Here is an 18,135-nt window from a genome sequence, read left to right on the forward strand (position 1 = left end):
TTAGCGCGCCGCCTCATAAATACGGCGGCTGACGTCCAGCGTAATATCCTGATGTTCACCGAGATTTGTACCGCCGTGCGCTTCGAGTTTTGCCAGCAACGCCGGGATAGAGCTGCCGTCCAGACCATAATCCGAGAGGCGGGTAGGGACGCCTAATTGCTCAAAGAAATTGCGGGTGGCGGCGATAGCGGCATCAATACGCTGCTCCTCAGAACCTTCCGTAATGTTCCAGACGCGCTCGGCGTATTGCAGCAGTTTGGCGCGTTTGGTGTCGCGTTTTTCATTCCACAGCGCTGGCAGAACGATAGCCAGAGTTTGAGCATGATCGAGGCCGTGCATGGCGGTGAGTTCATGACCCAGCATATGGGTTGCCCAGTCCTGGGGGACACCAGCGCCAATCAGACCATTCAACGCCTGCGTCGCCGCCCACATCACGTTGGCGCGGACATCATAGTTTTCAGGTTCTTGCAGCGCTTTCGGGCCATCTTCAACCAGTGTCAGCAGAATACCTTCCGCGAAACGATCCTGGATTTTTCCGTCGACCGGGTAGGTGACATACTGTTCTACCGTGTGCACGAACGCATCGACGACACCGTTGGCAACCTGACGCGGTGGCAGCGTATAGGTGTAAACCGGATCCAGTACAGCGAAGACGGGCTGCACAAACGGCGTCATAAACGCCAGCTTATCGCCGGTGGTTTTGCGCGAGATAACCGCGCCAGAGTTAGATTCGGAACCGGTCGCGGGCAATGTCAGAACGGAGCCCATCGGGACCGCGCTTTTCACGTCGCTGCCACGGGTTTCCAGAATTTGCCACGGATCAACGCCCTCTGCGTAGTGTGCGGCGGCGGCGATAAATTTGGTACCGTCCAGGACGGAACCGCCCCCCACAGCCAGCAGGAACGTCACCTTCTCATCACGCACTATTTTGACGGCATTCATCAGCGTTTCATACGACGGGTTTGGCTCAATTCCACCAAATTCCAGCACATCAAGACCGCTGAGGGCGTCATGTACCTGGGCCAGAACACCGGTCTTTTTCACGCTTCCACCGCCGTAGGTGACTAACACACGGGCACCCTGCGGAATTTGCTGGCGCAGATTGGTGATAGCGCCTTTGCCGAACAGGATGCGGGTGGGGGTATGCAGATTAAAATTGTTCATTGTTCGTTCCCTTATGTGGGTAGAAAAGAGGGCAGGTGAATGTCTGCCTGATGGTGAATATTGTGGTCTTCAGCAGCGCGCCTCTCAATGCTCATTTCTGCCAATGTCTTGCCTATTTCTCCAGAGGGCTGGAGAAAACGGATAAAAATGCGCACTATGTAGAGGTGGTAAACCGATGACAAAATGGCGCGTTATGAACCGAGAAGAGACCTGTCTCCTGCTGACAGATAAAATTAAGCAGCTGAAAAACAATGAGAAGAGCCTTAGCGCATTGCTTCCTGATATCCGCTTGCTGTATGGCACTGAGCCTGGCTTGCGTACGCCGGTGATGTATGAGCCTGGCATCATATTTCTCTTCTCCGGACATAAAATCGGTTATATCAATGAGCGCGTATTTCGCTACGACGCCAATGAATATCTGCTGCTGACAGTACCTTTACCCTTTGAATGTGAAACTTATGCGACGCCAGAACGCCCCCTGGCCGGTATTCGCCTGAATGTGGATATCCTGCAATTGCAGGAGTTGCTGATGGACATCGGCGAAGACGATCTCTTTCAGCCGTCGATAGCGGCGAGCGGGATTAACTCCGCCACGCTATCAGATGAGATCCTTTGCGCTGCGGAGAGGCTGTTAGACGTCATGGAACGGCCACTGGATGCCCGTATCCTCGGCAAACAGATCATCCGTGAAATACTTTACCATGTGTTGACCGGACCGCGTGGTGGAGCGTTGCTGGCGCTGGTGAGCCGCCAGACACATTTTAGCCTGATTAGCCGCGTGCTAAAGCGTATTGAAAATAAGTACACCGAAAACCTTAATGTTGAGCAACTGGCGGCAGAGGCAAATATGAGCGTCTCCGCGTTCCACCATAATTTTAAATCGGTCACCAGCACCTCGCCGCTGCAATACCTGAAATCCTACCGGCTGCATAAGGCGCGTATGATGATGATTCATGACGGGATGAAAGCGAGCGCCGCTGCGATGCGGGTTGGCTATGAGAGTGCGTCGCAGTTTAGCCGAGAATTTAAACGTTATTTTGGCGTTACGCCGGGTGAAGATGCGGCGAGAATTCGGATGATACAGGGAAGTTAGCGGATTCCCGGCTGATGAAGCCGGGAAAGAGAAAGTGCTCAGGCGTTGCTGTATTTTTTCTTGATGACGACGATCAGTGTGCCGAGCAAACCTGCCGTCAGCAGGACAACCGGCAGGATCATCAAAAACGTCATCACCTGATCTTCATGGCGTTTGACGAAGGGGATCATGCTGAGCGCATAGCCGAAACTGGTCACCACGCCAACCCACAGCAGACCACTCAGCCAGTTAAAAAACTGGAATCTGCGGTTAGAGAGTCCGGAAATTCCCGCCATCGTGGGTAACAGAGTGCGAACAAATGCCAAAAAGCGCCCAACGAGCAGAGCCAGAAGACCGTGCCGGTCGAACATGCAGGTTGCGCGTTGATGGTACTTGGACGGTAGCTGCGCCAGCCAGCCTTTCACTGTTTGCGTATTTCCCAGCCATCGACCCTGAATATAGCTGAGCCAACATCCCAGACTTGCCGCTGCGGTTAATATCGCCACGGTGGGTACAAAGTCCATCACACCTTGTGCAATCAGCGCTCCTGCCAGTATCAGCAGGCTGTCTCCCGGTAAAAAGGATGCTGGCAACAGACCGTTTTCTAAAAACAGTGTGGCAAACATCACAAAGTAGACAACGCTAACAACATGTGGATCCGCCAGCGCAGCAAAATCGTGTTGCCAGAGCGCAGCGATAATATCTTGAATGACAGCCATGGACTTTCCTGTGGAACCGCGTTTAAGTGCCTATTGTACTCCTGAATTGCCCGGGACGCTTTGATCCCGGACGCAACAAACACAGACTTTTCTGCTGCAAGTGTCTGCAATTATGTCCATTGGCGGCAACTTTACACGATCCGGGCAAATCCTGCGGCTAAATCCTCAATCAGATCGTCAACATTTTCTAAACCAATATGTAAGCGAATAAGTGTTCCACTGAAATCCACCACACCTTCCGGGCGAATGGCGGCAATGTGCTCAGGTTGATTCGCCAGAATCAAGGATTCAAACCCTCCCCACGAGTAAGCCATGCTGAACAGGCTGAAGTTGTCGAGATAGGCTGACAACTCATCATTATTGAGTTTTTTGTTCAGGACAAATGAAAACAAACCGCTGCTGCCTGTAAAATCGCGCTTCCAAAATTCATGACCCTTGCTGCCGGGGAGCGCAGGATGGTTGACGCGCGCCACTTGCGGGTGGTTTGCCAGCCATTCAGCCACTTTCAGGCTGCTTTCATGATGTTGACGCAGGCGCACGCCCAATGTACGTAAACCGCGACTGGTCATGTACGCCGTGTCGGCATCCAGCATTTGTCCCATCAGATAGGCGTTCTCACGCAGTTGATCCCAGCAGCGAGCGTTGGAAACTGCCGTACCGACCATCGCATCAGAGTGACCAATCAGATATTTTGTCCCCGCCTGAAGAGAGATATCGATTCCAAAATCCAGCGCTTTAAATAGCACTCCGGCGGCCCAGGTGTTATCAATCATGATAATCGCATCAGGCGCAACTCGTCTGACGGCTTCAACAATCGCTGGGATGTCATGGACTTCCATTGTGATGGAACCCGGCGACTCCAGGAAAACGATTCGGGTGTTGGGCTGAATATGTTTTACGATGTCTGCGCCGACCATAGGGTCGAACCAGCCCGTGGTCACACCGAGTTTAGCGAGAATTTTGGTGCAGAAATCCTGGCTTGGCTCGTAGGCTGTGTTGGTCATCAGCACGTGATCACCTTGCTCGACGAAAGCCAAAATGGTGTTGGCGACGGCTGCCGCACCACAGGGGAACAGGGCGCATCCGACGCCGCCCTCCAGTTCGCACATCGCTTCCTGGAGAGAGAAATGGGTCAACGTTCCGCGACGGCCATAGAAAAGCTCGCCATTGGCGCGGTTACGGGTAGCGTGTTTTTTCGCTTCTACTGTCTCGAATACCAGGGAAGAAGCGCGTTGAATCACGCTGTTTACCGATCCCAGGGTGTACTTTTTACTGCGTCCTGCATTCACAAATTGAGTATCAAGGTGTTTTTTTGCCATGTCGCACGACCTGTTTTTTTATACGTCTGGATGTCTAAACTAGCATGAATGCGGCATCACGCACCCAGAGGAATCTCGATAAAGTAGAAAATTTTATCAAAATATCCTCTCGTGACTTTTTTACTGCGTAAGCGCAAGGAAAAGAAACCAAAGGTGCTGCAGTATGTAAATAGTAATGAGAACGACTATCAATTCGACGTCGTTTTGATATTATTACGCTCAGATTTTGTGATTTGCGTCCTGGAGATACAGAGTGGGTAATAATTTGATGCAGACGGATCTTTCCGTCTGGGGTATGTATCAGCACGCCGACATTGTGGTTAAGTGTGTGATGATTGGTCTGATTCTGGCGTCAGTGGTCACCTGGGCTATTTTCTTCAGCAAAAGCGTTGAGCATTTCACGCAGAAGCGTCGACTCAAGCGCGAGCAGGAGCAACTGGCTGAAGCGCGTTCTTTGAATCAGGCAAGTAATATTGCGGCTGAGTTTGACGCGAAAAGCTACAGCGCGATGTTGATAAACGAAGCGCAAAATGAACTGGAACTGTCAGAAGGCAGTGAAGATAACGAAGGGATTAAAGAGCGTACTGGGTTCCGTCTGGAACACCGCGTCGCAGCCGTGGGTCGTCATATGGGACGGGGTAACGGCTATCTGGCGACTATCGGTGCGATCTCTCCTTTTGTGGGGCTGTTCGGTACGGTATGGGGCATCATGAACAGCTTCATCGGTATCGCGCAAACGCAAACCACTAACCTTGCTGTTGTGGCTCCGGGTATCGCAGAAGCACTGCTGGCAACGGCGATTGGTCTGGTAGCGGCCATTCCTGCCGTGGTTATCTACAACGTGTTTGCTCGTCAGATTGGTAGCTATAAAGCGATGCTGGGTGACGTGGCGGCACAGGTGTTGTTGCTGCAAAGCCGTGATCTGGATTTGAACGCGAGCGCCCCGGCCCAGCCGGTACGTACCGCGCAGAAATTACGCGTAGGATAATGTTTCATGGCAATGCGTCTTAACGAAAATCTGGACGATAATGGTGAAATGCATGAAATCAACGTGACGCCGTTTATCGACGTTATGTTGGTTCTGCTGATCATCTTTATGGTGGCTGCGCCTCTGGCGACAGTGGATGTGAAGGTGAATTTGCCTGCCTCTTCCAGTGTGCCGCAACCCCGTCCGGAAAAACCGATTTACCTGTCTGTGAAGGCCGATAACTCCATGTTCATTGGCAACGATCAGGTCACGGATGAAACCATGATCAACGCGCTTAATACGCTGACCGAAGGAAAGAAAGACACCACTATCTTCTTCCGCGCAGACAAGACCGTTGATTACGAAACCATGATGAAGGTAATGGACTCGCTTCACCAGGCGGGTTACCTGAAAATTGGTTTGGTTGGTGAAGAGGTTGCAAAAGCGAAGTAATCGTTTTGCCGGACGGTGATTAGACCTGTCCGGCCTGCTATCTGTGGCTCGTTGGCTGGTCTGGTGTTGTCGCCCGGCACAACGCTACGCACAACATTTGACCTTGAAAACGTCCCCTGTACACTTCTCTTTTCGCGTTTATCGTCGATTTTCATCCAGCGCTACCGTCGTAACATTGGCTGTCCGGTAATTGCCATCGGAAAGTTTACGGGTCAGACGTAATGTGGCGGTTTCCCGCTCCAGCAAGTGCTGCCAACTGCTTTCCAGGCGAGCCATGATTTTGGCATGCAGCTCCGGGCGTTGTTCTGTGAGGGTGTTGATGATCGCGCCGTAGATCTCTTCCTTTACCTGAAGGGCATAAATTTCACGGCGGTTTTGCCATTTTAACCGCACAAGCTCTGCGGGAATTGACACCATCTCTTGCGCCACCTTTTCAAGGATGGCATTTTTATTAGCAATAAGCGCTGCAAGATTTTGCTTTAAGATAAATTCATCACTTTTATCGCTATCTAAAGCTAAATAAACATTATTATCCTCAACGTCTTTCATTTTACTCATCTTCCAGTGAATAAAAGATAGGAGTGTTTTTCTCCCCGGTAATTAAATTAAGCCAAATTTTATTACCATCGTCATTTATCCTTGCGGTTGTTTCTGCCATTATATTTTTGACGGTTTGCGCATCAATCTCCCCTTCAGCCTGCAGTGCATTTATGAGGCGGGCAAACGTTTCAATTTTAGCAACACGATACAGTCGATCTTTTAAATGACGGTCGCGTTCTTCAAGTAGCATATTCCTGGACTGGCCAGTAGCGCTGGCACTAATTAAAATTTCTGATTCATAATCGCTGAGTGTTTTCTTTCCCTGAGCTAAATTTTCACTCTTTGCAGCGGTGCTGGGGCCTGCGGGGGAAGGCGATAGATGAAAACGAGACGGGACAAGATGCTCGGGAAGCATGCTGTAATATCCTTTCCTGACAATAGTATGACGAGTGTGTTTATAAGGCAGGTTTCATTGACAATAACATGGCGTAATTTTAAAATCAAAAAAAATGGAGTCAATAAATGAACAGTATTTTTTATTCTGTTATAACCCTGCTATTGCTTACCTTTGGCGTACTTGTCCTGATGCGAGGACTTAATAAAAATTATTCTGAATCGGGAGCAAGCGCAACCCACCCGCAAGAACCGATGACGAAAGAAGAAGGTGAAGATCATTTTTCATCGCTCATGAATGCTATTACACCAGTATGGTACTGGCGAGTTAACCATGAATATATCGATTTTCTTCACGCCACGATAAAACGGATGACGGTGGCTGAATTGAATGGAACGCCAGGCTTGTTTGACGCACAAAGGCGTTGTAGCGATCTTAATTCGGCGGTGTACAAATACTATGACAATATTAAAAAACGTTGTTTGAATGGAGAAAAGGTCTCGCATTCTGATCTTGATGTCCTCAATTTGCGGCAATGTTTCCAGGAGTTCAGCCTGGAGGCATATCCCTCCCTGGTCGCGCTGGTGTGGCCTGAGTATCAGCGCGTACCCGTAAAACCGGATGACGTTTGAGCGCCTGTGAATCTGAGGGGGGAGGAATGGCCGGAAACGGGGTTCACTCACTGGCCGGGTAAGGCGAAATAGGCCGCCCGGCGCAATGTCTTTACTTATCTGATGATGCCTGCCACAGATTCAGTTTGCCATCTGCGACATGTTTATCAATCTGCGTCAGTTCTTCAGCGGTGAACGTCAGGTTATTCAGTGCCTGAACATTCTCTTCCAGTTGTACAGGGCGACTGGCGCCAATCAGCACGGATGTGACGCGGGGATCCTTCAGCAGCCAACTTAATGCCATTTGCGCCATCGACTGTCCGCGTTGTTGCGCCATCTCGTTGAGCAAACGCAGGCTGGTAATATTCTCTTCGGTGAGCATGTTCTCCGTCAGGCCGCGGGCTTTTTTCCCTTCGCGCTGCATGCGGGAACCTTCCGGGATACCGTTCAGGTATTTCCCTGTGAGCAGGCCCTGGGCGAGCGGTGTAAAGGCAATGCAACCTGTTCCGTTGGCTTCCAGCGTATTCAACAGACCGCTTTTATCAACCCAGCGGTTTAACAGGTTGTAGGAGGGCTGGTGGATCAGCAGCGGAATCTTCCATTCGCGCAGCAGGTCAGCCATCTGTTGAGTACGTTCGGGGGAGTAAGAAGAGATACCGACATAAAGCGCTTTCCCGCTTTGTACCGCCTGAGCCAGTGCAGAAGCCGTCTCTTCCATCGGCGTATTTTCATCGACCCGGTGCGAATAGAAGATATCAACGTAATCCAGTCCCATTCGTTGCAGACTCTGATCGAGACTCGCCAGCAAGTATTTACGTGAACTGCCAGCGCCATAAGGACCCGGCCACATGTCGTATCCGGCTTTGGTGGAGATGATCAGCTCATCGCGATGGTTCGCAAAATCGCGGCGCAACAGGCGGCCAAAATTTTCCTCCGCGCTGCCCGGAGGCGGTCCATAGTTATTGGCCAAATCAAAATGGGTGATACCTAAATCAAATGCCTTGCGCAGCAGGGCTTGCTGTGATTCCAGCGCGTGAACGTGACCGAAACTGTGCCACAAGCCCAGTGACAGCGCAGGCAAACGCAAACCGCTTCTCCCACAATAGCGATACAGCATGTGCTCATAACGTTCAGGGTTAGCTAACCAGGTCATGCAATCTCCTTAGAGCTGTTGGATTTCAAAACACCGTTTCTATTCTAGCGGCTGCATCAGGTATGTCCCGTACGCCAGGTCACATTGAGATGAAATATTGGGCAAAAATACGCTGCTATGCTTTGCTTAACAAAACATCCGCGTCGGAGTGAGGTTATGCCAAGATTAACAGCCAAAGATTTTCCGCAAGAACTGCTCGATTACTACGACTACTATGCGCATGGAAAGATCTCCAAACGTGAGTTTCTCAACCTTGCTGCGAAGTACGCTGTGGGGGGGATGACGGCGCTTGCGTTGTTTAACCTGCTGAAACCGAACTATGCACTGGCAACGCAGGTGGAATTTACCGACCCGGATATTGTCGCGGAATACATTACCTATCCGTCACCTAACGGGCATGGCGACGTGCGCGGTTATCTGGTCAGGCCCGCAAAGGCCGAAGGTAAAACCCCCGCTGTGGTGGTCGTTCATGAGAATCGTGGGCTGAATCCCTATATCGAAGATGTGGCGCGGCGAGTGGCGAAGGCAGGCTACATTGCGCTGGCGCCAGATGGCTTGAGTTCTGTGGGCGGTTACCCTGGCAACGATGATAAAGGTCGCGAATTGCAACAACAGGTCGACCCCACAAAATTAATGAATGATTTTTTTGCCGCTATTGAGTTTATGCAGCGTCATCCCGCAGCGACGGGCAAGGTCGGTATCACCGGCTTTTGCTATGGTGGCGGGGTTTCGAATGCGGCGGCGGTCGCGTATCCGGAACTGGCCTGCGCGGTTCCTTTTTATGGGCGCCAGGTTCCGGTGTCAGATGTTCCCAAAATCAACGCGCCTTTGTTATTACACTATGCCGCGCTGGATACGCGGATAAATGAGGGCTGGCCCGCCTATGAAACGGCACTTAAAGCAAATAATAAAGTCTTTGAAGCGTATATTTACCCTGGGGTAAATCACGGTTTTCACAATGATTCGACGCCGCGCTATGACAAATCCGCCGCCGATCTTGCCTGGCAACGTACATTGGCCTGGTTCGAAAAGTATTTACGATGAAAGCTATGAATCTGTTTGTCAGTATTAAGACCTGACATTGAATAATAATAGTTTCCATTCCATTGGCATATTATTCAATATTGTGATTGAGGATGTTCTTAAAGTATAAAAAATGAAAAGTAAGTATATCTTCTTCACATTTTGCCGATAACGAACATAAGTCACGCCTGATGGCGAATCCTTCATTTACGGCAAGGAAATTCTTATGTACTTACTGCGAAACCTCTCTATTCGTATTGTCATGCTGACAATACTGGGTATTTTTTGTCTGCTCTGGTCGGGCGTCGGTGTATTTAGCATCCATGCCTTATCTAAAGTCACGGAAGGGAACGAAGTTGACCGACATCTGGTGCGTCAGATGACGGTACTTAGCCAGGGCAACGATCAGTATTTTCGCTTTGTTACCCGTCTGAGCCGTGCAATGGACGTTAAAATCGGTGGCGGCATATCCGATTTCGCCCCTGCGCAGCAATCGCTTGATAATATGCGAAAAAAACTCCAGGAGATGAAAACGCTGTCGCCGGGTCCAATGGATCAGGAGGTGTCTGCTGCGGTACTGGCGAATTGGCAGGCCTTGCTGGACAAGGGAATCACGCCGCAAATGCAACTGGCTAAGCAGGGTTCTCAGGCGGCTTGGAGCGCGCAGGCAACGACCGTGACGCCTGCTTTAAGCCGTGCGTTTGGTGCCAGTGTAGAACGTTTTAATCGTGAAGCTGAGACCCGACTGGATCACACCCGTGTGATGGTGGATGGTAAAACATCGGTTATCCGTACGATGATCATCACCGCCGTGATTCTGGGTATCGGGATACTTCTTTTTACTGACCGTTATCTTGTGGTACTGCTGATGAAACCGCTGGCGCGAATCCGTCAGCAGTTTCGCCAGATTGCGCAGGGAGACCTCAGCCAGCCGGTTGAGGAATTGGGGCGTAACTGCGTGGGACAACTGATGCCTTTGCTCCGCGCAATGCAGGACAGTTTGCGTGAAGCAGTGAGCACGATTCGCTCGGGCAGCGACAATATCTGGCGCGGCGCGACGGAGATCTCAAGCGGTAACAACGATCTCTCTTCCCGCACCGAGGAACAGGCTGCCGCGCTGGAGGAGACGGCTGCCAGCATGGAACAACTTACTGCAACGGTAAAACTGAATGCAGAAAACGCGCGCCAGGCCAGCCAGCTTGCGGATATTGCATCGGCAACCGCCGAAAAAGGCGGCGCGCTGGTGTCGGAAGTGGTTGATACCATGGACGGTATTTCCGCAAGTTCAAAACAGATTGCCGAAATCACTAGCGTTATCAATAGTATCGCCTTTCAGACAAACATCCTGGCGTTAAATGCCGCCGTTGAAGCCGCCAGAGCGGGCGAACAAGGCCGCGGATTTGCGGTCGTCGCAGGTGAAGTGCGCAATCTGGCCAGCCGCAGTGCGGGGGCTGCGAAAGAGATTGAAACGCTCATTGCCGAATCAGCACATCGTGTTGAGCAGGGTGCGCAACTGGTGAAAGATACCGGTTCAACCATGGAGGCCATACTGCTGGGCGTCACGGAAGTCACGACCATCATGAAGCAAATAGCATCGGCCTCCGAGGAGCAAAGCAAAGGCATCTCTCAGGTGGGGGTAGCGATCACCCAGATGGACAGTGTGACCCAACAAAATGCCGCGCTTGTGGAGCAGGTTTCAGCGGCCGCGTCAGCGCTGGAACGTCAGACTGAGGCGTTGCAGCGCTCAGTACAACGGTTCCGCCTCTCCCATAGCGAGCCGCAGACTCCGCCGGGAAAAAATGCCTCTGGCCCTACCCAAACCGGAGCTTCTGCTCCCGATTTAACCGATGAGTGGGTAACCTTTTAATCAGGCGTAAGAAAGTACGCAATACCACTGGCCTTTGTTTAAAAAATCGCTATATAATAAATCATATAGCGATTAGGAGGCTGTATGAAAAATCATTTTGGCAAAGGTTTGATGGCTGGGTTAAACGCATCACATGCCGACAGCGCACGCAATGTGGCGAATTTTTGTTCCGACTATAAACGTGGTTTTGTATTAGGTTTTTCGCATCGCATGTTTGAAAAAACAGGCGATCGCCAACTTAGCGCCTGGGAAGCGGGAATTCTGACCCGTCGTTATGGACTGGATAAAGAGAGGGTGATGGACTTCTTTAAAGAGAATCAGTCGAATACAACAATTCGATTTTTCATGGCGGGCTATCGACTCGAAGATTGATCCAAAAGGGGTATTATCTTGCTTTAATTAATTACACTATTGCCTTACACCTTCGTTTTATTGTCCCCTCGCAGTATCATAATATACATAACCATAAAGAAAGTGTGGTAAATGGAGCACCGATCGCAGTATGGTTTTTGCGATAGGTGCAAAATAGAGCCAGGTCTTTGCAACGGAATAACAATATAATGACTGGAGATAATACTCTCACCAATTCTCACGGCGTTAACCGTCGTGATTTCATGAAGCTTTGTGCAGCACTAGCCGCTACGATGGGGCTGAGTAGCAAAGCCGCCGCAGAAATGGCCGAGTCGGTTACCCGTCCTCAGCGTCCACCGGTTATCTGGATTGGCGCTCAGGAATGTACGGGTTGCACCGAATCCCTGCTGCGGGCAACTCACCCAACGGTAGAAAACCTTGTTCTGGAGACCATCTCTCTTGAATATCATGAGGTCCTTTCCGCCGCCTTCGGCCATCAGGTCGAGGAGAACAAACATAATGCTCTGGAGAAATATAAAGGGCAGTATGTGTTGGTCGTCGATGGTTCTATCCCATTAAAAGATAACGGTATTTACTGCATGGTTGCCGGTGAGCCTATTGTGGATCATATCCGCAGAGCGGCTGAAGGCGCGGCGGCGATTATCGCTATCGGCTCCTGTGCTGCATGGGGCGGCGTGGCTGCTGCGGGCGTGAACCCAACGGGTGCCGTCGGTTTGCAGGAAGTGCTGCCGGGCAAAACCATTATCAACATCCCAGGCTGTCCGCCTAACCCGCACAACTTCCTTGCGACAGTTGCGCACATTATTACGTATGGCAAACCCCCAAAACTGGATGCGAAAAATCGTCCTACCTTCGCCTATGGTCGCTTGATCCACGAACATTGCGAACGTCGCCCGCACTTTGATGCTGGTCGTTTTGCGAAAGAGTTTGGCGATGAAGGCCACCGTGAAGGCTGGTGCCTCTACCATCTGGGCTGTAAAGGACCAGAAACCTGGGGTAACTGCTCCACGCTGCAGTTCTGCGATGTCGGCGGTGTGTGGCCGGTTGCGATTGGACATCCTTGCTACGGTTGTAACGAAGAAGGCATTGGTTTCCATAAAGGTATCCACCAGCTCGCTCATGTGGAAAATCAAACTCCGCGTTCAGAAAAACCTGACGTGAACATGAAAGAGGGCGGCAACGTTTCTGCTAGCGCTATTGGGTTGCTCGGTGGTGTTGCTGGGCTGGTTGCCGGTGTCAGCGTGATGGCGGTACGTGAACTGGGGCGTCAGCAAAAGAAAGATGACGCTGACTCACGGGGAGAATAACCGTGAACAGACGTAACTTTATTAAAGCAGCCTCCAGCGGGGCATTGCTGCTAGGCGCCGCGCCGTCTGTCAGCTATGCAGCTGCCGAAAATCGCCCGCCAATCCCAGGATCGCTGGGGATGTTGTATGACTCGACGCTGTGCGTAGGCTGTCAGGCTTGTGTGACTAAGTGTCAGGATATCAACTTCCCGGCGCGTAACCCGCAAGGGGAGCAGACCTGGTCTAATAACGACAAACTGTCGCCGTACACCAATAACATCATCCAGGTGTGGCGTAGTGGCGATGGCGTTAACAAGGACCAGGAAGAGAACGGCTACGCGTACATTAAAAAACAATGTATGCACTGCGTCGATCCCAACTGCGTCTCTGTGTGTCCGGTCTCTGCACTCAAAAAAGATCCTAAAACCGGCATCGTCCATTATGACAAAGATGTGTGTACCGGTTGTCGTTACTGCATGGTTGCCTGTCCTTACAACGTGCCGAAATACGACTACAACAACCCGTTTGGTGCGCTTCATAAATGTGAACTGTGTAACCAGAAAGGTGTTGAACATCTTGATAAAGGCGGTTTGCCAGGTTGCGTCGAAGTTTGTCCTGCCGGGGCGGTCATTTTTGGTACGCGTGAAGAGCTGATGGCGGAAGCGCAAAAACGTCTGGCACTGAAACCAGGCAGCGACTACCACTATCCGCGCCAAACGTTGAAATCGGACGATACCTATCTGCATACGGTGCCGAAGTACTACCCGCATCTGTATGGTGAAAAAGAGGGCGGCGGTACACAGGTACTGGTGTTGACGGGGGTTCCTTATGAGAATCTGGATCTTCCACAACTGGCCGATCTTTCAACGGGCGCACGTTCCGAACATGTTCAACACACCCTGTATAAAGGCATGATGCTACCACTGGCCGTGCTGGCGGGCTTAACCGTGCTGGTTCGTCGTAACACCAAAAACGACCATCACGACGGAGGAGACGATCATGAGTCATGATCCTAAACCGCTGGGCGGAAAAATAGTCAGCAAACCGGTCATTATTTTTGGGCCGCTTATCATCCTCTGCATGATCCTCATCGTGAAACGTCTGGTCTTCGGATTGGGGTCAGTCTCCGATCTGAATGGCGGATTCCCGTGGGGCGTGTGGATCGCGTTTGACCTGTTGATCGGCACCGGTTTCGCCTGTGGCGGCTGGGCGCTGGCGTGGGCGGTATATGTCTTTAATAAAGGACAGTATCACCCGCTGGTACGCCCTGCACTGCTGGCGAGCTTGTTCGGTTATTCCCTGGGTGGTCTGTCAATCACCATTGACGTTGGTCGCTACTGGAACCTGCCGTACTTCTACATTCCGGGTCACTTTAACGTGAACTCGGTACTGTTCGAGACGGCAGTCTGTATGACCATTTATATCGGCATCATGGCGCTGGAGTTTGCCCCCGCCTTGTTTGAACGTCTGGGGTGGAAAGTGTCCCTCAAACGTCTGAACAAAGTGATGTTCTTTATCATTGCCCTCGGCGCGCTGCTGCCGACCATGCACCAGTCCTCAATGGGTTCATTGATGATTTCTGCAGGGATTAAAGTGCATCCGCTGTGGCAAAGCTATGAAATGCTGCCGCTGTTCTCGGTATTGACCGCCTTTATCATGGGCTTCTCGATCGTCATCTTTGAGGGTTCTCTGGTACAAGCAGGTCTGAAAGGGAACGGCCCGGATGAGAAAAGCCTGTTCGTGAAACTGACGAACACGATTAGTGTGTTGCTGGCGATTTTCCTCGTCCTGCGCTTTGGCGAACTGGTCTATCGGGACAAACTTTCGTATGCCTTTGCGGGCGATTTTTACTCCGCCATGTTCTGGCTTGAAGTTGTTCTGATGGTCTTCCCGCTGGTGGTGCTGCGTGTCGCGAAACTGCGTAACGACTCTCGCATGTTGTACCTGTCCGCGCTGAGCGCGTTGTTAGGTTGTGCAACATGGCGTCTGTCCTACTCGCTGGTGGCATTCAATCCAGGCGGCGGCTACCACTACTTCCCGACCTGGGAAGAACTGTTGATTTCTATTGGTTTTGTGGCTATTGAGATTTGCGCATATATCGTACTCATTCGTCTACTGCCGATACTTCCTCCTTTAAAGCAAAACGATCAAAATCGTCATGAGGCGAGCAAAGCATGAGCCAGAGAATTACTATTGATCCGGTAACCCGTATTGAGGGGCATTTACGCATCGACTGCGAAATCGAAAATGGCGTGGTATCAAAAGCATGGGCGTCCGGCACCATGTGGCGCGGCATGGAAGAGATCGTGAAAAACCGCGATCCGCGTGATGCGTGGATGATTGTGCAGCGTATTTGTGGTGTGTGCACCACGACTCACGCTATCTCTTCCGTGCGTGCAGCAGAAAGCGCGCTGAATATTGATGTTCCCGTGAACGCACAGTACATCCGTAACATCATTCTGGCAGCGCACACCACGCATGACCATATCGTGCATTTCTATCAGTTGTCTGCGCTGGACTGGGTGGACATCACCTCCGCACTGAAAGCCGATCCGGCGAAAGCCTCGGCGATGCTGAACGGCGTGTCGACCTGGCACCTGAACAGCGCGGAAGAGTTCACGAAGGTTCAGAACAAGATTAAAGATCTGGTTGCCAGCGGTCAGTTAGGCATTTTTGCTAATGGTTGCTGGGGTCACCCGGCGATGCAACTGCCGCCGGAAGTGAACCTGATTGCAGTGGCGCACTACCTGCAGGCGCTGGAATGCCAGCGTGATGCAAACCGCGTCGTGGCGCTGCTGGGCGGTAAAACACCGCACATTCAGAACCTGGCAGTTGGTGGGGTTGCGAACCCGATCAATCTGGACGGTCTGGGCGTGCTGAACCTTGAACGCCTGATGTACATTAAGTCCTTCATCGATAAGCTGAGCGACTTTGTTGAGCAGGTTTACAAGGTGGATACCGCCGTGATTGCGGCGTTCTATCCTGAGTGGCTGGAACGCGGCCAGGGTGCGGTGAACTACCTGAGCGCGCCGGAATTCCCGACGGATGGTAAGAACGGTAGCTTCCTGTTCCCTGGTGGGTACATCACGGATGCGGATCTGTCGACTTATCGTCCGATCACCTCTCATTCCGATGAATACCTGATCAAAGGGATTCAGGAGAGTGCGAAACACGCGTGGTACAAAGACGAAGCACCGCAAGCACCGTGGGAAGGGACAACAGTTCCGGACTACAACGGCTGGTCAGATGATGGCAAATACTCCTGGGTTAAAGCGCCAACCTTCTACGGCAAAACCGTCGAAGTGGGGCCGCTGGCCAACCTGCTGTGTAAACTGGCGGCAAAACGCGAGTCTACCCATGCCAAGCTGAATGAAATCATTGCGATTTACACCAAGCTGACCGGTAAAACGATCGAAGTGGCGCAGTTGCATTCGACGCTGGGCCGTATCATTGGTCGTACCGTTCACTGCTGTGAACTGCAGAAAGTGTTGCAGAATCAGTATAACGCGCTGATTGTGAACATCGGTAAAGGTGACCACACGACCTTCGTGAAACCGAATATTCCGGCAACCGGCGAATTCAAAGGTGTTGGCTTCCTGGAAGCGCCACGCGGTATGCTTTCTCACTGGATGGTGATTAAAGACGGCATTATCAGCAACTACCAGGCGGTTGTACCGTCAACCTGGAACTCTGGCCCACGTAACTTTAATGACGAAGTGGGTCCGTATGAGCGCTCGCTGGTTGGGACGCCGATCGCCGATCCGAACAAACCGCTGGAAGTGGTGCGTACCATTCACTCCTTCGACCCTTGTATGTCATGTGCGGTGCATGTGGTGGACGTTGACGGGAACGAAGTCGTCTCAGTTAAGGTTCTGTAATGCGGATATTAGTCTTAGGGGTCGGCAATATTTTGCTGACCGATGAAGCCATCGGAGTACGTATCGTTGAAGCGTTAGAACAGCGATATGTGCTGCCGGATTTCGTTGATATCCTCGATGGCGGCACGGCGGGAATGGAGCTTCTCGGCGATATGGCGAACAGAGATCATCTGATCATTGCTGACGCCATTGTGTCGAGAAAAAACACACCGGGAACCATGATGATCCTACGGGATGAAGAGATTCCGGCGCTGTTTACTAACAAAATCTCACCGCACCAGCTTGGCCTGGCCGACGTCTTGTCGGCCCTTCGCTTCACCGACGAATTTCCGAAGAAACTGACGCTGGTTGGTGTTATTCCGGAATCGCTGGAACCGCATATTGGCTTAACGCCGACAGTGGAAGCGATGATTGAACCTGCTTTAGAGCAGGTTCTTGCCGCGCTGCGCGAATCAGGTGTTGAAGCCATCCCACGGGAGGCGACGCATGTCTGAGGAGTTGTTAGGGTTCCAGACTGCCCCGAAGGCGCAGGTTCAGGCCGCGTTTGAGGAGATTGCTCAGCGTTCGATGCACGATCTCTCTTTTCTGCATCCGAACATGCCGGTGTACGTCTCTGATTTCACGCTATTTGAAGGTCAGTGGACGGGGTGTGTTATCACCCCGTGGATGTTGAGTGCGCTGATTTTCCCAGGGCCGGATCAACTCTGGCCGCAGCGTAAAGTCAGTGAAAAAATGGGGCTGCGACTGCCTTACGGTACAATGACCTTTACCGTCGGCGAACTGGAAGGCATTTCGCAGTATCTCTCTTGTTCGCTGATGTCGCCGCTCAATCACAGCATGTCGGCTGAAGAAGGGGTCCGTCTGGCGGACGACTGTGCGCGGATGCTGCTGTCGTTGCCGGTCAGCAATCCTGACGCGCCACAGCTAAATCGCCGTGCGCTGCTGCTGGGCCGTCGGAACTGCGAAAATGCATGAGTTGTCCCTGTGTCAGAGCGCGGTTGAGATCATCGTGCAGCAGGCTGAGCAACATGGCGTAAAGCGGGTCACCGGCGTGTGGCTGGAGATCGGGGCACTCTCTTGCGTTGAAGAGAGTGCTGTACGTTTCAGTTTCGATATCGTCTGTCAGGGTACGGTTGCGCAGGGATGTGAACTTCACATCGACTACAAACCGGCTCAGGCCTGGTGTTGGGATTGTAGCCAGGTAGTTGAAATCTCCCAACATGACGCGCAGTGTCCGCTTTGTCATGGCGACCGTCTGCGTGTTGAAACCGGTGATACGTTGAAAGTAAAAAGTATTGAAGTTGAATAACCCGTTGT

20 protein-coding genes are annotated in these 18,135 nt (G+C 51.6%); 14 read left to right on the top strand and 6 right to left on the bottom strand.

Going from position 1 to position 18,135, the window contains the following annotated elements:
* Positions 1 to 1,164 carry an alcohol dehydrogenase gene (gene yqhD, locus CJP72_RS03485; RefSeq protein ID WP_162379501.1) on the bottom strand — a complete coding sequence of 388 codons (1,164 nt, stop codon included), beginning with the start codon at positions 1,162 to 1,164 and terminating at the stop codon, positions 1 to 3.
* Between the two features lie 193 nt (positions 1,165 to 1,357).
* Between yqhD and CJP72_RS03490 the strand changes: the two genes are divergently transcribed.
* Positions 1,358 to 2,257: an AraC family transcriptional regulator gene (locus CJP72_RS03490; RefSeq protein WP_162379542.1), complete on the top strand. Its 900-nt coding sequence runs from the start codon at positions 1,358 to 1,360 to the stop codon at positions 2,255 to 2,257.
* 38 nt (positions 2,258 to 2,295) lie between these two features.
* Here the strand turns inward: CJP72_RS03490 and yghB are convergent, their stop codons facing one another.
* Together yghB and metC are read right to left on the bottom strand one after the other, a co-directional pair.
* Complete coding sequence (gene yghB / locus CJP72_RS03495) at positions 2,296 to 2,955, bottom strand: DedA family general envelope maintenance protein YghB (RefSeq protein WP_162379502.1); 660 nt, start codon at positions 2,953 to 2,955, stop codon at positions 2,296 to 2,298.
* 131 nt (positions 2,956 to 3,086) lie between these two features.
* A complete protein-coding gene (gene metC, locus CJP72_RS03500) occupies positions 3,087 to 4,274 on the bottom strand; it encodes a cystathionine beta-lyase (RefSeq protein ID WP_162379503.1) in 1,188 nt (395 codons plus the stop codon).
* 253 nt (positions 4,275 to 4,527) lie between these two features.
* Here metC and exbB point away from each other — a divergent pair, with 253 nt between their 5' ends.
* Positions 4,528 to 5,262: a tol-pal system-associated acyl-CoA thioesterase gene (gene exbB / locus CJP72_RS03505; RefSeq protein WP_162379504.1), complete on the top strand. Its 735-nt coding sequence runs from the start codon at positions 4,528 to 4,530 to the stop codon at positions 5,260 to 5,262.
* Between the two features lie 6 nt (positions 5,263 to 5,268).
* On the top strand, positions 5,269 to 5,694 hold the full coding sequence (exbD, locus tag CJP72_RS03510; RefSeq protein WP_162379505.1) for a TonB system transport protein ExbD: 426 nt from the start codon (positions 5,269 to 5,271) through the stop codon (positions 5,692 to 5,694).
* A gap of 138 nt (positions 5,695 to 5,832) precedes the next feature.
* Here exbD and CJP72_RS03515 read toward each other — a convergent pair whose 3' ends face one another.
* Both CJP72_RS03515 and CJP72_RS03520 read right to left on the bottom strand, forming a co-directional pair.
* Complete coding sequence (locus tag CJP72_RS03515) at positions 5,833 to 6,243, bottom strand: cytoplasmic protein (RefSeq protein WP_162379506.1); 411 nt, start codon at positions 6,241 to 6,243, stop codon at positions 5,833 to 5,835.
* A 1-nt stretch (position 6,244) separates the two neighbouring features.
* Positions 6,245 to 6,649 carry a hypothetical protein gene (locus tag CJP72_RS03520; RefSeq protein ID WP_162379507.1) on the bottom strand — a complete coding sequence of 135 codons (405 nt, stop codon included), beginning with the start codon at positions 6,647 to 6,649 and terminating at the stop codon, positions 6,245 to 6,247.
* Between the two features lie 107 nt (positions 6,650 to 6,756).
* Here CJP72_RS03520 and CJP72_RS03525 point away from each other — a divergent pair, with 107 nt between their 5' ends.
* Positions 6,757 to 7,260 (top strand): ESA_00282 family adhesion-associated protein, encoded by a 504-nt coding sequence (locus tag CJP72_RS03525; RefSeq protein WP_162379508.1) that lies wholly within the window; start codon positions 6,757 to 6,759, stop codon positions 7,258 to 7,260.
* 91 nt (positions 7,261 to 7,351) lie between these two features.
* Here CJP72_RS03525 and CJP72_RS03530 read toward each other — a convergent pair whose 3' ends face one another.
* A complete protein-coding gene (locus tag CJP72_RS03530; RefSeq protein ID WP_162379509.1) occupies positions 7,352 to 8,392 on the bottom strand; it encodes an aldo/keto reductase in 1,041 nt (346 codons plus the stop codon).
* Positions 8,393 to 8,548: 156 nt separating this feature from the next.
* Between CJP72_RS03530 and yghX the strand changes: the two genes are divergently transcribed.
* The 10 genes from yghX (at position 8,549) to hypA (ending at position 18,127) form a co-directional block, all read left to right on the top strand.
* Positions 8,549 to 9,436 carry a YghX family hydrolase gene (yghX, locus tag CJP72_RS03535; RefSeq protein WP_162379510.1) on the top strand — a complete coding sequence of 296 codons (888 nt, stop codon included), beginning with the start codon at positions 8,549 to 8,551 and terminating at the stop codon, positions 9,434 to 9,436.
* 205 nt (positions 9,437 to 9,641) lie between these two features.
* On the top strand, positions 9,642 to 11,282 hold the full coding sequence (locus tag CJP72_RS03540) for a methyl-accepting chemotaxis protein (protein WP_162379511.1): 1,641 nt from the start codon (positions 9,642 to 9,644) through the stop codon (positions 11,280 to 11,282).
* Between the two features lie 84 nt (positions 11,283 to 11,366).
* The gene (locus CJP72_RS03545) at positions 11,367 to 11,654 is read left to right on the top strand and encodes a DUF2623 family protein (RefSeq protein WP_162379512.1); all 288 of its coding nucleotides are present in this window, start codon (positions 11,367 to 11,369) and stop codon (positions 11,652 to 11,654) included.
* 188 nt (positions 11,655 to 11,842) lie between these two features.
* Positions 11,843 to 12,961, top strand: a complete 1,119-nt coding sequence (gene hybO, locus CJP72_RS03550) for a hydrogenase 2 small subunit (protein WP_162379513.1) — start codon at positions 11,843 to 11,845, stop codon at positions 12,959 to 12,961.
* A gap of 2 nt (positions 12,962 to 12,963) precedes the next feature.
* Positions 12,964 to 13,950, top strand: a complete 987-nt coding sequence (hybA, locus tag CJP72_RS03555; RefSeq protein ID WP_162379514.1) for a hydrogenase 2 operon protein HybA — start codon at positions 12,964 to 12,966, stop codon at positions 13,948 to 13,950.
* Positions 13,940 to 15,118, top strand: coding sequence for a Ni/Fe-hydrogenase cytochrome b subunit (hybB, locus tag CJP72_RS03560; protein WP_162379515.1), 1,179 nt, complete (start codon positions 13,940 to 13,942; stop codon positions 15,116 to 15,118). The genes hybA and hybB overlap by 11 nt, the downstream gene beginning before the upstream one ends.
* The gene (gene hybC, locus CJP72_RS03565; protein ID WP_162379516.1) at positions 15,115 to 16,818 is read left to right on the top strand and encodes a hydrogenase 2 large subunit; all 1,704 of its coding nucleotides are present in this window, start codon (positions 15,115 to 15,117) and stop codon (positions 16,816 to 16,818) included. The genes hybB and hybC overlap by 4 nt, the downstream gene beginning before the upstream one ends.
* On the top strand, positions 16,818 to 17,312 hold the full coding sequence (locus CJP72_RS03570) for a HyaD/HybD family hydrogenase maturation endopeptidase (protein ID WP_162379517.1): 495 nt from the start codon (positions 16,818 to 16,820) through the stop codon (positions 17,310 to 17,312). The genes hybC and CJP72_RS03570 overlap by 1 nt, the downstream gene beginning before the upstream one ends.
* Positions 17,305 to 17,793 (top strand): hydrogenase-2 assembly chaperone, encoded by a 489-nt coding sequence (hybE, locus tag CJP72_RS03575; RefSeq protein ID WP_162379518.1) that lies wholly within the window; start codon positions 17,305 to 17,307, stop codon positions 17,791 to 17,793. The genes CJP72_RS03570 and hybE overlap by 8 nt, the downstream gene beginning before the upstream one ends.
* On the top strand, positions 17,786 to 18,127 hold the full coding sequence (gene hypA, locus CJP72_RS03580; protein ID WP_162379519.1) for a hydrogenase maturation nickel metallochaperone HypA: 342 nt from the start codon (positions 17,786 to 17,788) through the stop codon (positions 18,125 to 18,127). Before hybE ends, hypA begins: the two co-directional genes overlap by 8 nt.
* Positions 18,128 to 18,135: the final 8 nt, after the last annotated feature.

The sequence above is a fragment of the Citrobacter sp. NCU1 genome (assembly GCF_010231475.1).
Lineage (GTDB): Bacteria > Pseudomonadota > Gammaproteobacteria > Enterobacterales > Enterobacteriaceae > Citrobacter_D.